Origin of the sequence: Kurthia sp. Dielmo (assembly GCF_000307285.2) — a bacterium.
GTDB classification, from domain to species: domain Bacteria; phylum Bacillota; class Bacilli; order Bacillales_A; family Planococcaceae; genus Kurthia; species Kurthia populi.
Window position 1 is genome coordinate 271,419 of sequence record NZ_HE578956.1, and the last position, 14,539, is coordinate 285,957.

16 protein-coding genes and 1 pseudogene are annotated in these 14,539 nt (G+C 31.2%); all 17 read left to right on the plus strand.

Going from position 1 to position 14,539, the window contains the following annotated elements:
- Positions 1-71 precede the first annotated feature (71 nt).
- The 17 genes and pseudogenes from KTHG_RS01720 to fliT all read left to right on the plus strand — a co-directional run bounded on the left by KTHG_RS01720 (position 72) and on the right by fliT (position 14,430).
- Positions 72-1,559, plus strand: a complete 1,488-nt coding sequence (locus tag KTHG_RS01720) for a motility associated factor glycosyltransferase family protein (protein WP_020189191.1) — start codon at positions 72-74, stop codon at positions 1,557-1,559.
- 170 nt (positions 1,560-1,729) lie between these two features.
- A complete protein-coding gene (locus KTHG_RS01725) occupies positions 1,730-2,098 on the plus strand; it encodes a DUF8042 domain-containing protein (RefSeq protein ID WP_020189192.1) in 369 nt (122 codons plus the stop codon).
- Entirely contained in the window at positions 2,091-3,062 is a 972-nt protein-coding gene (gene pseB / locus KTHG_RS01730; RefSeq protein ID WP_020189193.1) for a UDP-N-acetylglucosamine 4,6-dehydratase (inverting), read from the plus strand. Before KTHG_RS01725 ends, pseB begins: the two co-directional genes overlap by 8 nt.
- A gap of 38 nt (positions 3,063-3,100) precedes the next feature.
- Positions 3,101-3,826: a cytidylyltransferase domain-containing protein gene (locus KTHG_RS01735; protein ID WP_044527194.1), complete on the plus strand. Its 726-nt coding sequence runs from the start codon at positions 3,101-3,103 to the stop codon at positions 3,824-3,826.
- Positions 3,827-3,834: 8 nt separating this feature from the next.
- On the plus strand, positions 3,835-4,899 hold the full coding sequence (gene pseG / locus KTHG_RS01740; RefSeq protein ID WP_020189195.1) for a UDP-2,4-diacetamido-2,4,6-trideoxy-beta-L-altropyranose hydrolase: 1,065 nt from the start codon (positions 3,835-3,837) through the stop codon (positions 4,897-4,899).
- Between the two features lies 1 nt (position 4,900).
- Complete coding sequence (locus tag KTHG_RS01745; RefSeq protein ID WP_020189196.1) at positions 4,901-5,401, plus strand: GNAT family N-acetyltransferase; 501 nt, start codon at positions 4,901-4,903, stop codon at positions 5,399-5,401.
- A gap of 14 nt (positions 5,402-5,415) precedes the next feature.
- Positions 5,416-6,090, plus strand: a complete 675-nt coding sequence (locus KTHG_RS01750) for a WbqC family protein (RefSeq protein ID WP_186439484.1) — start codon at positions 5,416-5,418, stop codon at positions 6,088-6,090.
- Between the two features lie 17 nt (positions 6,091-6,107).
- Positions 6,108-7,448: an MBL fold metallo-hydrolase gene (locus KTHG_RS01755; RefSeq protein ID WP_186439485.1), complete on the plus strand. Its 1,341-nt coding sequence runs from the start codon at positions 6,108-6,110 to the stop codon at positions 7,446-7,448.
- Positions 7,449-7,465: 17 nt separating this feature from the next.
- A complete protein-coding gene (locus KTHG_RS01760; protein WP_020189199.1) occupies positions 7,466-8,281 on the plus strand; it encodes a class I SAM-dependent methyltransferase in 816 nt (271 codons plus the stop codon).
- A gap of 78 nt (positions 8,282-8,359) precedes the next feature.
- Positions 8,360-9,405: pseudogene (pseI, locus tag KTHG_RS01765) on the plus strand (pseudaminic acid synthase).
- Positions 9,406-9,420: 15 nt separating this feature from the next.
- A complete protein-coding gene (gene pseC / locus KTHG_RS01770; protein ID WP_020189201.1) occupies positions 9,421-10,554 on the plus strand; it encodes a UDP-4-amino-4,6-dideoxy-N-acetyl-beta-L-altrosamine transaminase in 1,134 nt (377 codons plus the stop codon).
- A 169-nt stretch (positions 10,555-10,723) separates the two neighbouring features.
- Entirely contained in the window at positions 10,724-10,942 is a 219-nt protein-coding gene (locus tag KTHG_RS01775) for a hypothetical protein (protein WP_020189202.1), read from the plus strand.
- Positions 10,939-11,076 carry a 6-hydroxymethylpterin diphosphokinase MptE-like protein gene (locus KTHG_RS22100; RefSeq protein ID WP_186439486.1) on the plus strand — a complete coding sequence of 46 codons (138 nt, stop codon included), beginning with the start codon at positions 10,939-10,941 and terminating at the stop codon, positions 11,074-11,076. Before KTHG_RS01775 ends, KTHG_RS22100 begins: the two co-directional genes overlap by 4 nt.
- Positions 11,077-11,677: 601 nt before the next feature.
- Positions 11,678-12,052 (plus strand): flagellar protein FlaG, encoded by a 375-nt coding sequence (locus tag KTHG_RS01785; protein WP_020189203.1) that lies wholly within the window; start codon positions 11,678-11,680, stop codon positions 12,050-12,052.
- A 15-nt stretch (positions 12,053-12,067) separates the two neighbouring features.
- Complete coding sequence (gene fliD, locus KTHG_RS01790; protein ID WP_020189204.1) at positions 12,068-13,618, plus strand: flagellar filament capping protein FliD; 1,551 nt, start codon at positions 12,068-12,070, stop codon at positions 13,616-13,618.
- A gap of 48 nt (positions 13,619-13,666) precedes the next feature.
- Positions 13,667-14,065: a flagellar export chaperone FliS gene (gene fliS, locus KTHG_RS01795; protein ID WP_020189205.1), complete on the plus strand. Its 399-nt coding sequence runs from the start codon at positions 13,667-13,669 to the stop codon at positions 14,063-14,065.
- Positions 14,065-14,430: a flagellar protein FliT gene (gene fliT / locus KTHG_RS01800; protein WP_020189206.1), complete on the plus strand. Its 366-nt coding sequence runs from the start codon at positions 14,065-14,067 to the stop codon at positions 14,428-14,430. The genes fliS and fliT overlap by 1 nt, the downstream gene beginning before the upstream one ends.
- Positions 14,431-14,539: the final 109 nt, after the last annotated feature.

Genomic DNA, 14,539 nt, shown 5'->3' on the forward strand with positions numbered 1-14,539 from the left:
GAGAATTGTGAATTAAAAAGGAACTTGATATACTACATAAATGACCGATATACACGATAGAGGTGATATTGTTGGATTCTAATAAATTAGTAATTGAAGAACTATCTAAAAGTGGAGATATTACATTGAAATATCAAAATATTTATTTACATAGTAAATATTTTCCGAAAAAAGAAGCAGAAAGATTTGTAAGGGAACAATATCGTTCGGCTTCTGTTCAAATTCTTTTAGGTTATGGAGCAGGGTATATTTATGAGGAGTTAGAAAAAAATTTAACAGAATATGAAAAAATTATTGTAGTAGATCCACTTATACAACCTTTAAAAAAAGAAAAAATTATATATTTAAAAAAATATGATGAACAGACTATTAAAGAGTTTTTAAATAATCATTTACATATAACAGATTCTATTAATATGATTATTTCTATAAATTATGACAAGATAATACGTGAAAGTGAAAAGTTTCAATTGTTTTTGAAAACTCTTCAAGAAAAAATGAATTCTAATCAAATATCGGAAAATACGATTACTTATTTTAATTCACAATGGAATGAAAATTACTTAAGAAATTTAAAGTATGCAGTTCAAGATCATTCAATTAAAGAATTGTTTAGTAACGAGAATTTTCCTGTTGTAATAGCATCTGGTGGACCATCTCTTACGAAACAATTTAATTTGATTAAAAAATATCGAAATCAAATTGTATTGGTAGCAGCAGGAACCACTATCAATTCATTATTAAAATGCAATATAAGGCCGGATATAGTTGTATCTGTAGATGGCGGAGAAATAAATTTTAATCACTTTAAGGATTTGAATATTGAAGATTTTCCACTAGTATATTGTCCGACATTACATTATGGAATTCGTAATAAATTTAAAAATGCATATTATTGTTTTTTAACTATGGAAGAAGTATTAGTTCCACATTATCAAAAATATACAAAAAAAACTGTTGAAACATTGATTGGAGGCAGTTCAGTTGCTAATACAGCTTATAATTTAGCGCTATTTTTAAGTAACGGTCCAGTAGCTCTTATTGGGCAAGATTTAGCTTATACGAATGGCCAAAGTCATGCGGAGGGTAATCTCAATAGGAAAGCAGTTATTTCAGATGGTTTGCTGTCTCATGAAGGTTATTATGGTGACAGTGTAAAAACAAACTCAGTTTTTTTACAAATGAAAGAAGGATTTGAATTAATTCAATCAAAAATGAATGCTCAAAGTCGAACTTACAACTGTACAGAAGGAGGCATAAAAATTCATTCTATTCAACAACTTCCTTTTGAAAAATTTTTACGTGAGTTTACTAAAGGTAACGTAAATAAAAATTATTTATATGATTTGACAGATTATGAAGATAAATATTATTTATATAATTTAACAATGGATAGAGAAAAACATAATAGTTTAATTAAATTATTTCATGAGGCTATTAAAGAGTTAGATAGAAATACTAGTAGAACAAAATTCGATTCAAATGTATTAAGAAACTTGGACCAACTTGATAAAAAATTAAAAAAAATTACAAACTTCCAGCTTAAATCATGCTTTTAATGTTGTTAATTTACATACATTAAGATATTTTAAAGTTAAAAATAATACTAGTGATGAAGAAAAGTATCAAGCAGCGTATAAACAAAGTAAATATATGTATACCGAAATGTTAAAAGTAACACAAGAGTCTTTAAAAATAATCAAGGAACTTATTCAGGAGGTAGAGATTGATGAGTTTAGTAATCGATGAAATTATTCAAGATTATAATGGATATATTACAACTTTGAATAATGAAGTACCTAAATTAATTCGGAGTATAAGAAGTGCAAGTGATGTATCGAAAATAAATGCTGAAGTTGTAGATTTATTTGAAGGTATGGCATGGATTATAAATGTTAATGATAGTTTGAAAGAATTAAATTTCAACAATAGCATAGATGTTAAAAAAATAAATGAAACATTAAAAGAAATAGCAAAAGCTATTGAATTTAATGATTATAATCTTTGTGCAGATATTTTAGAATATGAATTGTTAGAAGAAATTTATAAATTGCAGATTTATGAGATGACTGCAAATGAGGATGATTTAAATGAATAGTTTAGAAGGAAAAGTAGTATTAGTAACCGGAGGGACCGGTTCTTTCGGTAAAAAATTTGTACGACAAGCGCTAACATTAGGCGTAAAAAAAGTAATTGTTTTCAGTCGAGATGAACTAAAGCAATATGAAATGAAACAAGAATTTGCAGATAGTAGAGTACGTTTCTTTATCGGGGATGTACGTGATAAAGAACGCCTATATCGCGCGTTTGATGGGGTGGATATTGTTATTCATGCAGCAGCTATGAAGCATGTAGATGCATGTGAGTATAATCCATTTGAGGCTGTAAAAACAAATATTCACGGGGCACAAAATATTATTGATGCGGCAATTGATAAGGGTGTTGAAAAAGTGATTGCACTGTCTACAGATAAAGCATGTAGCCCAATCAATTTATATGGTGCGACAAAATTAGCTTCGGATAAATTATTTATTGCAGCGAATGCATATGTTGGTGAGAAGCATACAAAATTCTCTGTTGTGCGTTATGGCAATGTAGTAGGCAGTCGTGGTAGTGTTGTACCATTCTTCAAAAAAGTGCGTGAAACAGGTGTCCTTCCAGTAACGGATGATCGTATGACACGTTTCTGGATTACGCTAGATCAAGGTGTGCAATTTGTTATTGATAACCTTGAACGTATGCATGGTGGTGAATTATTCGTACCGAAGATTCCTAGTATGAATATTCTAGACCTAGCAAAAGCGATTGGCCCTGAATGTGACGTGAAAATCGTAGGGATTCGTCCAGGTGAAAAATTACATGAGGCTATGATTACAGAAGATGATGCTCGTCATACAATCGAATTTGATGATTATTATGTGATTCAACCAGAGTTTAGTTGGTGGTCTGAAGAATTTAAAAAAGGTTCAAAATCATTACCGGATGACTTCCATTATGTGAGTAATGAAAATACACAATGGCTTACGATTGAAGAATTACGAGAATTAGTTGGAGAAATGTAGTCATTGTGACTACATTTTTTCATTTGGAGGGTTTTAAAATGACGGTTACTGCAATAATTCAGGCCAGAATGGGGTCAAGTAGGTTGCCAGGAAAAGTATTAAAAGAGATCAATGGTAAACCACTTTTACTCCATCAAATTAATAGATTAAAAAAATGTCGTAAAATTGATAATTTAGTTGTAGCAACTACTTTGGAAAATCAAGATAATCAACTTGTTGAATTTTGTAATAAATATAATATAAACGTTTTTCGTGGTTCAGAAGAAAATGTTTTAGAACGTTATTATGGAGCATGGAATCAATTTGGAGGAGAAACGATTGTACGACTGACATCAGATTGTCCTATTATTGATCCAGATATTGTAGATGAAACGATTAACTACTTTTTAATAAATGATTTTGACTATGTATCCAATACATTAGAACGAACATTTCCACGTGGATTAGATACGGAAGTTTTTACAGCAAAAGCTTTAAAAAATAGCTATAAATTTGCCATCTTAGACCGAGATAAAGAACATGTAACACCATATATTTATACAAATTCAGACAAGTTTAGATTAGGATGTTATAAAGGTAAAGAGAATTATAGTAAATATCGTTGGACAGTAGATACAAAAGAAGATTTTGAATTAATTAATCTGTTGTTAAATGTATATAAAGGGAAAGAAACGGATTTGAAATTAAAAGATGCTATTAAATTAATGGAAGCTAATCCACAATGGTTTGAAATTAATCATGAAATTGAACAAAAGAAAATTTAGGTGATGGGATGAATATAGCAATTCGAGTAGATGCGTCTATTGATATTGGTTCGGGCCATGTAATGCGTTGTTTAACATTAGCAGAGCAGTTTAGAGAGAATGGCGATAATGTTATTTTTATTTGTCGCGAGACATGGGGGAGTAAAGAGGCACTTATAAAAGAGAATGGCTTTTCAGTTCATAGTCTACCTTTTATACAAGGACCGCTGAAGCTATGGATGCTAAGTAATTGGCAAATAGATGCTTATGAAACAAATAAAATCTTAGTTGTTAAAAATATAGATTTATTAATTCTAGATCATTATGCTATTGACTCCAACTGGGAAAGTAAAGTGAAAACTAACAATTTGAAAGTTCTGGTTATTGACGACGGAGAAGAACGTTATCATAATTGTGAGATTTTTTTAAATCCAACGTATGGAGCACAAAATAATAAAAAACAATACGAATTGTTATGTGGGAAAAACACCTTATTTTTATTGGGGACTAACTTTATGATATTACGTGAAGAATTTGACAATATTAAAAGTTCATTTCAAATAAATTCCTCGAAAATATATATGCATGTTTTTTTTGGAGGTATGGACTTTAATAACTATACGTTGAAATTTAGTGAATTTTTGGTGGGAGAATTTGATTTTATTCATTTGTTGATAGTAGTAGGAAAAGATTATGAATTTGATAGCGAATTAGAAGAGTTAAAACAGCAATATAATAAACAAATAACAATATATAAGAATATAACGAACATGGCAGAAATAATGAAGAGATGTCATGTGGCGTTTGGCGCGCCTGGAACGACAACATGGGAAAGAGCCGCTTTAGGGATTCCATCTGCTTATCTTTCAACAGCAGATAATCAAATCCAAATTTTAAAACAATTAAGTAGTGAAAATATCTGCCTATATTTAGGTGAAGCAGATAAGTTAGGGAAAAAAGGTTTTTTAAAGTACATGAAGAAATTCCTTTTTGATAGAGAAAAGTTAAGTATATATGAAAATAATAGTAAAAAAATAATTAATATAAATGGTAAAAAACAAATTGTAAATGCAGTGAAAGGATGGCTGAGTTAATTTGAAAGAAGTAATTTTAAAAGACTATAGTTTTGAACATTATAATAAGACCGTTGAATGGCTAAATTTACCTGATATAAAAAAAGAGTTTGGTGTAATTAATTCAGTAACTTTAGAGTCTCATAAAAAGTGGATGGAAAATATAAGAAATGTCGTAATAAAAGCTATTTATATAGATGAAAAATATATTGGAAATATTTTGCTTCATCTCGATTTAAATCATAACAGTGGTTTTTTCCAAATCTATATCGGAGAAAATTTAGAACGAGGAAAAGGGTTTGCTAAAATAGCTATTCATAAGGCCCTACAAGAATTTTTCAATATTTTTAAATTAAATAGAATCTGGTTGAAAGTTTTTTCAGATAACACTGTAGCGCTTCACATTTATAAAACATTAGGATTTGTAAAGGAAGGGGAAGAAAGAGAGTCATTTAATTTCAATGGCTCATATAAAAATCAATTAATCTTTTCAATTTTAAAGAAAGAGTGGAATATAAAATAATGCGATGTGCAATAATGCAACCAACTTATTTACCTTGGGCAGGTTATTTTTCAATGATTGAAAGTGTAGACGTTTTTATATTTTTTGATGATGTCCAATTTTCTAGACGTTCATGGCAACAGAGAAATCGTATTAATTTAAATCAACAAGAAAAATGGCTAACGATACCAGTAAAAAAAACAGGTTTACGTGACCAATTAATTAATAACGTAGAAGTAGTGGATGATAAATGGAAAACAACTCATTTTAATTTAATAAAACAAGCATATGGAAAAAGTAAATATTTTGATGAAGTTTATACTATTTTTGAAGAGACGATTATAAAAAGTACGACAAATTTATTAGCAGAAATTAATGTTAATTTTATTATGACAGTAATGAAATATCTGAATATTAATACTAAAACTCTATATAGTAGCAATTTGAAATCTGATGGAAAAAAATCTCAATATTTATTGAATATCTGCAAAGAAATAAATGCAGATACTTATGTAAGTGCACCTGGATCTATGAAATATATAGAAAGTGAAGGTTATTTTGAGAATTCTAACATCAAAGTAGAAAAATTTGAATTTGAGCCTAAATGTTATTCTACTAAAAATGTAGATAGTTTTATACCATATTTAAGTATTTTAGATGTCATTGCGAATTTAGGAGTAAAAGAAAGCTATGCTTATATAAAAAAATAATGCGAGGAGAAGATATTTTGAAAGTACATTATTTAACAGATGCTTGCGTTGTATTAGAATACAATAATAAGAAAATTATCTGTGATCCATGGTTAAGTGAAAGTGTATGCTACGGAGGGTTGTACCATTATCCACCCCTCAAATTGAAAATTGAAGATTATATGGATATGGATGCAATTTATATTTCACATATTCATGAAGATCACTTAGACAGTAATACTTTAAAGTTTTATGATAAAAAAATACCCGTTTTAATTCACTGTTATGAGGAAAAACATGTAATGAATAAGCTCAAATCTATAGGATTTGAAAATATTATCGAATTGGGCCATAAAGAAAGCTATTTTTTAGATAATGAGTTTAGTATAGAAATACTAGCAGCAGATAACTGTGATCCTTTAATATGTCATAAGTTTTTTGGTTGTCAAGTATCTCAAGGTTACGAGAAGTCACTTCAAATAGATTCTATGGCTGTTTTCAAAGGTGGGAAACATGTAGTTGTGAACACAAACGATTGCCCGTATGAACTTTCTTTTCCGATAAACAAATACATTAAAGAAAAATATCATAGTATAGATTATTTATTAACAAGTTATAACGGTGCTAGTCCTTATCCTCAATGTTTTGAAAACTTTACAAATGCAGAGAAGTTAATTGAAAAAGAAAAAATAAGACTAAAATGTTTAAATCGTTTAGTGCAATACTGTAAAGATTTACAACCAAAATATGTCCTGCCTTTTGCTGCACAGAGGGTTATTGGCGGGGAACAATGGAATTTAAATAAGTATACAGCGACTACGCACTTTGAAAATGTAGAGAAAGAAGTATGTGTATTATTAGAAAAAAGTAATGTCGATACAGATGTTATGATGCTTAATTCGGGAGATTATTTAAATTTATCTAATGGAATAAAGTCAAATGAATTTTCTCCACCCTCTAAAGAAGAAAGAGAAAAATATATAAGTAATACATTAAGTGCTAAACCATATTCTTTTGATTTTGAAAAAATTGAAGAAAAGAACTTGCTAGAAGATTTTTGTATTGCTCAAACAAGGATGAATCATAAATTTAAAAATGTTTATCACAATATGGAAGTTCAGACTACGGTGTATATAAATGCTAATCAGGGATATTTATATAAAATTCCTATGAACGGTGAAAAGTGTGAAGTTGTCTTAGAAGATGAGATGATAGAGCCATTTTTAAGAATCACTCTAGACTATAAACTACTTTATTTAATATTAAATAGAAAAGCGCATTGGAATAATGCTGAGTTTGCAAGTTTATTGAAATTTTACAGAAAACCAAATGTATTTGAAAAATCAGTACATCATATGATTTCTTATTTACATAAATAAAAGGAGTTAATGTAACTATGCATCAAGGAGAAATTATTGCTAATAAAGATAATCAAAATATTATTGATTGTGAAAATTGTGAGTTCCCTCATGTATATCCATATCCTTCACAAGAAAAAACACAACTTTTATATTCAGAAGAATATTATCAGAAAAATAGAGCTGACTATATAAACAACTTAAAAGAAGATAGAGAATGGTGGGAAAATCTTTATCAGGAAAGAATAAATATGATTCAAAAATATATTAACACAACTAAGCCAGTAAAAGTTTTAGACATTGGTACAGGTGCAGGTTACTTTCTAAACGTAGCGAAGAAAAATCAATGGATGGAACTTGGTTTAGAGCCTTCGCAAATGGCTAGTTTTTATGCTAAAGAACAAGGGTTAAATATTTTACAAGAATTTTATAACAAGGAAATTAGCGAAAAAATCGGGAAATTTGAAGTGATTCACATGAATCATGTATTAGAGCATATGATTCAACCAAAAGAAATTTTAAATTTAATTTATAATAATTTGGCCGATGGAGGAATTTTCTGCGTGGCAGTGCCAAATGATTTTAATGAATTACAAGAAATAGCATCTAAAATTAATCATGACAATCAATGGTGGGTTGCACCTTCTGAGCATATTAATTATTTTTCATTTAATAATCTAAAAAAATTGTTAAATAACTGTGGCTTTGAAATTCTTGAAGAAACAACTAGTTTTCCAATGGAAATGTTTATATTAATGGGAGATAATTATATTGCAGAAAATAGTCTTGGGCGTGGCTGTCATTTTAAAAGGAAAGAATTTGAAAAAAACTTTTTGAATATAATAGTTATTTAAAGCAAAAGTTATATAAGGCATTAGCTACACAAGAGTTAGGAAGAGATGTCATTTTAATTGTTAGAAAGAGTGGGTATAATGATTAATTTAAATGAATATACTATCGGGGAAATGCAAACTCCATTTATTATCGCAGAAATGTCAGGGAATCATAATCAATCGTTAGACAGAGCTTTAGAAATTGTTGAAGCTGCTGCTAAATCTGGGGTACATGCTTTGAAAATTCAAACGTATACAGCAGACACTTTAACATTAAACGTGCATGGTGAAGGATTTGATATTTTAGACGAGGAAAACCTATGGAAAGGAAGGAATTTATATGATTTATACAATGAAGCCTATACACCATGGGAATGGCATAAACCTATTTTTGATCGTGCAAAAGAGTTAGGTATGATTGCATTTAGTACACCTTTTGATGACACAGCTGTTGATTTTTTAGAAACATTAGATGTTCCTTTATATAAAATTGCTTCTTTTGAAAATACGGACTTACCTTTAATCAAAAAGGTAGCTTCTACAGGGAAACCGATGATTGTATCTACTGGTATGGCAACTGCAGCGGAATTAGATGAATTAGTACGAACAGCAAAAGAAAATGGCTGTAATGATTTAATATTGCTGAAATGTACAAGTACCTATCCAGCAACACCAGAAAACACAAATATCGCAACAATTCCGCATATGCGCGATTTATTTGACGTACAAGTCGGTCTTTCTGATCATACGTTAGGAACGGGTGTCGCGGTTGCGGCAGTAGCTTTAGGTGCTACAGTTATTGAAAAACATTTTACATTAAATCGTGCTGATGGTGGTGTTGATTCAGCTTTTTCTATGGAACCATCTGAGATGAAAGCACTGGTTGAGGAAACTGAGCGTGCATGGCAAGCAATTGGAAAAATTACATATGGTCCTACAGAAAAAGAGAAAGCTTCATTGAAATTTAGACGTTCAATTTATGTAGCAAAAGATATTAAAGCTGGTGAAATATTTACAGAAGAAAATATTCGAATTGTAAGACCTGGATATGGTTTAGAACCAAAGTATTACCCAACACTTTTAAATAAAATCGCAAAAAAAATTATATAATGGGTACACCTATTCAATTTGAAGACTTAATTTAAAATGAGGTGATATTAATGAATAAACGAACAGATTTTTTACCGTACAGCACACAATGGATTTCGGATGAGGACATTGAAGCAGTTGTTGAAACGCTTAAATCACCTTTTTTAACGACCGGGCCGAAAGTGAAAGAATTTGAAGAAGTGGTCGCGCGTTATGTTGGCGCAAAATATGCAGTATCTTTTGCGAATGGTACAGCAGCGCTTCATGCGGCGTGCTATGCGGCAGGTGTAAGTGAAGGGGATGAAGTCATTACGACACCGATTACGTTTGCAGCTAGTGCAAATTGTGCGCGCTATATGGGGGCAAACATTGTATTTGCTGACATTGATGAACAGACGTATAATATCGACCCTCACGAAATTGAGAAAAAAATTACGGCGAAAACAAAGGCAATTATACCAGTAGATTTTACAGGACAGCCTGTCGACATTGATGCGATTATGGCGATTGCACGAGCGAATAATGTAGTTGTCATTGAGGACGGGGCACATTCACTAGGCGCAGACTATAAGGAGCGAAAAGTTGGTGTCACTGCAGATATGACGATGTTCAGCTTCCATCCTGTCAAACCGGTAACGACAGGTGAAGGTGGCATTATTGTTACAAATAACCCGGATTACTATGAAAAATTATTATTATTTCGCGGGCATGGTATTACACATACACCTTATGCAGAAGAACAAGGTGGCTGGTATTACGAGATGCTGGATTTAGGGTTTAACTACCGTATGACGGATATCCAAGCAGCTCTTGGTATTTCACAAATGAGTAAGCTAGATAGTTTCATCGCAAAACGTCAAAAATTAGCGGCATATTATACAGAAAAGTTAATGACGATTAAAGGAGTGACAGCACCTCATCAGTTACTGGATACACAGTCAGGCTGGCATTTATATTCTGTTCAATTAGATCCTGCGGTATTAGGAAAGTCACGTAAACAAATTTTTGAAGAGTTGCGTAGTGCAAATATTGGCGTGCATGTGCATTATATTCCAGTGTATTGGCATCCGTATTATCAAGGTTTAGGCTATGAGCGAGGATTATGTCCCAAAGCTGAAAAATGGTATGAGCAGGCGTTAACCTTACCAATTCATCCGCAGATGGATGAAGAAGATATTGATATTGTGTTGGGTTATTTTAAATAACAGTGAGGTTATAGCTTGTTTAAAGCTATAACTTTTTTTGTGGAAGTGAGGACTAAAATGAATTGGCAAATAGAACAAACAAAAAACAAACAAAAAACAAACAAAAAACATTAAAGCTAAATGATATTTATATAGTAAATACAATCCACAAACGGATGTTGAACGTTTTATGAAGTCGGAGGTAAAGCTCACTCACAAAAAATTTATTTTAGTTGGCTTAGGTCTGGGCTATCATTTAGATTATTTAATAGAAAATATTGAAGATGTTGAAGTACAGTATATTTTATTGGATGAGCAAGAAATGAAAATTTACTTAGAAAATAACAATAAAAATCATCTAAAATTAACTAATGTAAAAAAATTTAATGCTCTTCAAAAGAAATCGTGACAAAAAAAGCAGCACTTGTAGCGTCGGGTCCTTCATTAAATCAAACAGTTGTATGGCTTAAAAAGCATGAGCATGAGTTTGATATTTATTGTGTGGGCTCAGCTTTGAAAATATTACTAAATCATAATATTTAACCAACTGCTATTTTTATGACTGATGCACAGGATACAATGCTAAAATAATTGGCTGAAAGATATACAGCGATTCTATATTTTTTATGGACAGTAAATCATCAAGCTGTTAGTAAACATAGTGGAGCAAAGCAAATTCTTTTTCAAAAAGGTTTTTACCTGCAGAGGAATTTGCGATGCAGAATGGACAGCCTTTATTTGAAACGGGAGGCTCTGTTGCAACGACCACTTTTTCGTATATAGATTGGCTCGGATATGAAGAATTATATTTATTTGGGTAAGATTTAGGATTTAGTGAAACACAAACGCATGCTACTAGCTCAACATCAGGTAAGAAAATTCAACAACACAATCAAGTGTTAGAGGTTATCGCTAACGATAATACGACCCTCCATACAACACCTAATTTATTAAGTTATAAACGCTGGTTTGATCAAGCATTTACAAAAACATATATCCGCATATTTAATACAGCTAAAAAAGGAGCAAAGTTAAAAAACACAGTGTTTCTCGATATAACACAAAAATCATAAACATTTCTACATATTCATTTAATAAGTCCGATATAAAAATAAAGCGATAGAAAATAGAGGAGGTGCGTATTATGAAATTATCGACAGCATATAATGAATCCGAAAAAGTAATAGAACGTTCAACTGTTGTTTTACCTAATTCAAATTCTTCTCAAAATCTAGATGTGATGAAGAAGAAAAATAGTAATATTTCTGAAATGACCGATGAAAAGGGGAATCCAACTGAACAAGCTTATCAAACAGCTGTTAATAAGTTGAATGAATTTATGGAGCATACGCAAAGAAATTCTAAATTTATTTTTCATGGCGATTTAGAGCGTTATTATGTCGAAGTAGTAGATGCTCAAACACAAGAGGTTGTAAAAGAAATACCGCCTAAAGCTTTATTAGATGCTTATTATGAAATGCAAAAACTAGCTGGAAAGATTTTTGATACACAAGCATAGTGAGGAGGAACAATAATGGCAACAGTAAATGGTACTGCAAGTTCACAAGCAACTTATTCTTATTTACAATATAAAAATAAAATCGGTGGTCTAGTATCAGGTATGGATATCGATTCGATTATGGAAAAGTTAATGAAGGCTGAAAGTGCTCAAATGGAGAAGCTTCAGCAACAAAAGCAAAAATACGAATGGAAACGCGATGCTTATCGTGAAGTAAATACATCTTTATCAGCTTTTAGGGATGGTTTATGGGATAATTATGGGCAAAGTTCAAGTTGGAATGTAAAAGCTGCTAGCAGTTCATCTAGTTCGATTTCTGTAACAGCTACTAATAGTGCCTCAGGAAATTTAGAAATTTCAGAAGCAACGATGGCTACAGCAGGATTAGCAAAAAGTAATTCGACAACAATTAATTCAAAGCAAACGTTAGCTGAATTAGGATTAATAGATGGCACAGTTAAATTGCAAGGATTAGATTCGACTGGTACAAAATTAGTTGAAAAAGAAATTGCCTTCAAATCTACGGATACTGTACAAAGTTTTCTTAATTCAATAAATTCTTCAGGTGTTGGAATTACTGCTATTATAGCGAATAATGCAAATGGTGGTAGTACAATTTCATTAAAATCAAATACTACTGGTGAAGGTGTTCAAGAAGACACTAAGTCTAGTAAGACGATTATGGGTGTAACTACGGATGCACAAGATATTTTTAGTAAATTAGGTTTTTCTTTGAACGAGGGTAATTTTAATACTGGAAATACAGCTAAAAATGCTTCTATGACAGTAAATGGTGTTACACTCACGCAAGCTACAAATTCTTTTGAAGTAGCTGGATATAAAATGAATTTAACTCAGGATATTGCAGCTAATTCAAAGATAAATATCACTTCAACTACAAACACAGATGATATTGTAAAGAAAGTTAAAGAATTTGTAGAAACTTATAATGGCCTTATTAAAGATTTAAACACAAAAACATCTGAAAAGAAGAACATCACATATGAACCTTTAACGGATGCTCAAAAATCTGAAATGACAGAAACAGAAATTGTGAAATGGGAAGAGAAAGCAAAAGCTGGCCTTTTAAAAGGTGATAGTAATTTAAATAAAACGTTATCTGCTATGAGACAAACTTTATCGGAATATGGTGCTTCTTCTGGAAATAGTCTATATAATTTAGGAATTACAACGTCTAAGACTTGGTCAGAAAATGGTAAATTAGAAATCGATGAAGATAAATTACGTTCAGCCATCGAAAAAGATCCTAATGCTGTAACAAAAGTATTTAATGGGGATTCAACAGCAGGAGAAACTGGAATCATTGCAGGATTAAGAAAAAGTGCCAAAGAATCTATTGATTCTATTGAGAGAACAGCTGGTAAGGCTACCTCTACATCTGATGAAACATATTCACTGGGAAAGACAATTATTGGCTTAAATACTAAAATTGAAGATTGGAAAGATCGATTAAAATCGATTGAAGAACGTTATTGGAATCAATTTTCTGCAATGGAAACAGCGATTCAAAAAGCAAATAATCAATCATCTATCTTCTCACAATGATAAAATGATTATACGTATTTAGGGTTTATTTAAAAGGAGTTGTTCGGATTGTCAGTACAAAATGCATACAATGCATACAAACAAAATAGTGTTACTACCGCGTCCCCTGGTGAACTGACATTAATGCTTTATAATGGATGTATTAAATTTATACATCAAGCAAAGAAAGCAATTGAAATGAAAAATATTGAAGCGCGTAATACGTACGTTCAAAAAGCGCAGGCGATTTTAAATGAATTGATGTCTACGTTAAATATGGATGTGCCTGTTTCCAAAAATATGTTCGATTTATACGAGTATATGTATCATCAGTTAACACAAGCGAATATTAATAGTGATGTAACCATTTTAGAAGAAGTGGAAAACCTTGCGATTGAATTCCGTGATACGTGGAAGCAGGTCATTCAAATGAATCGACAAAAACAATTTAGTGGAAATCAAGTGTAATGGATTCGATGAAGCAGCTGCTTCTTTTATCTGAAAAGCTGTATTCTTTTTTAGAGAATGAGCCAGAGGATAAAGAAGATAAACGAGACGAGTATATTTCGTATGTTAATAAATTGTTGGATGCGCGTGGTCAAACGATTGATCAGTTGAAGGTGATGCCGACTAATCCGATTGTGGGGCATGAATATGAACCACAATTACGAGCCCTTGATAAAGGGATTGTAGAACGTTTAGAAGGCTTTAAAAAGCAGATTGCGACCGATATGCAAAATCTGCAAAAGTCTAAGAAATCGGAAGTACAGTACCATAATCCATATGGTGCGGTAAATACGATGGACGGCACATATTACGATAAAAAGAAATAAGTCTATAAAAAATGAGAGACATTGGTCTCTCATTTTTCATATTGTCGAAAAACTATTTAATCAAGAGATAAAATTTGAATTATACCTTAAAATCGCGCTACTTTAGTTT

What these genes read in the sequence shown, in the direction of transcription:
- KTHG_RS01725 (WP_020189192.1), top strand. Translation starts at nt 1,730, where the DNA reads ATGAGTTTAGTAATCGATGAAATTATTCAAGATTATAATGGATATATT.
- pseB (WP_020189193.1), top strand. Translation starts at nt 2,091, where the DNA reads ATGAATAGTTTAGAAGGAAAAGTAGTATTAGTAACCGGAGGGACCGGT.
- KTHG_RS01735 (WP_044527194.1), top strand. Translation starts at nt 3,101, where the DNA reads ATGACGGTTACTGCAATAATTCAGGCCAGAATGGGGTCAAGTAGGTTG.
- pseG (WP_020189195.1), top strand. Translation starts at nt 3,835, where the DNA reads ATGAATATAGCAATTCGAGTAGATGCGTCTATTGATATTGGTTCGGGC.
- KTHG_RS01750 (WP_186439484.1), top strand. Translation starts at nt 5,416, where the DNA reads ATGCAACCAACTTATTTACCTTGGGCAGGTTATTTTTCAATGATTGAA.
- KTHG_RS01760 (WP_020189199.1), top strand. Translation starts at nt 7,466, where the DNA reads ATGCATCAAGGAGAAATTATTGCTAATAAAGATAATCAAAATATTATT.
- pseC (WP_020189201.1), top strand. Translation starts at nt 9,421, where the DNA reads ATGAATAAACGAACAGATTTTTTACCGTACAGCACACAATGGATTTCG.
- KTHG_RS01775 (WP_020189202.1), top strand. Translation starts at nt 10,724, where the DNA reads ATGAAGTCGGAGGTAAAGCTCACTCACAAAAAATTTATTTTAGTTGGC.
- KTHG_RS01785 (WP_020189203.1), top strand. Translation starts at nt 11,678, where the DNA reads ATGAAATTATCGACAGCATATAATGAATCCGAAAAAGTAATAGAACGT.
- fliD (WP_020189204.1), top strand. Translation starts at nt 12,068, where the DNA reads ATGGCAACAGTAAATGGTACTGCAAGTTCACAAGCAACTTATTCTTAT.
- fliT (WP_020189206.1), top strand. Translation starts at nt 14,065, where the DNA reads ATGGATTCGATGAAGCAGCTGCTTCTTTTATCTGAAAAGCTGTATTCT.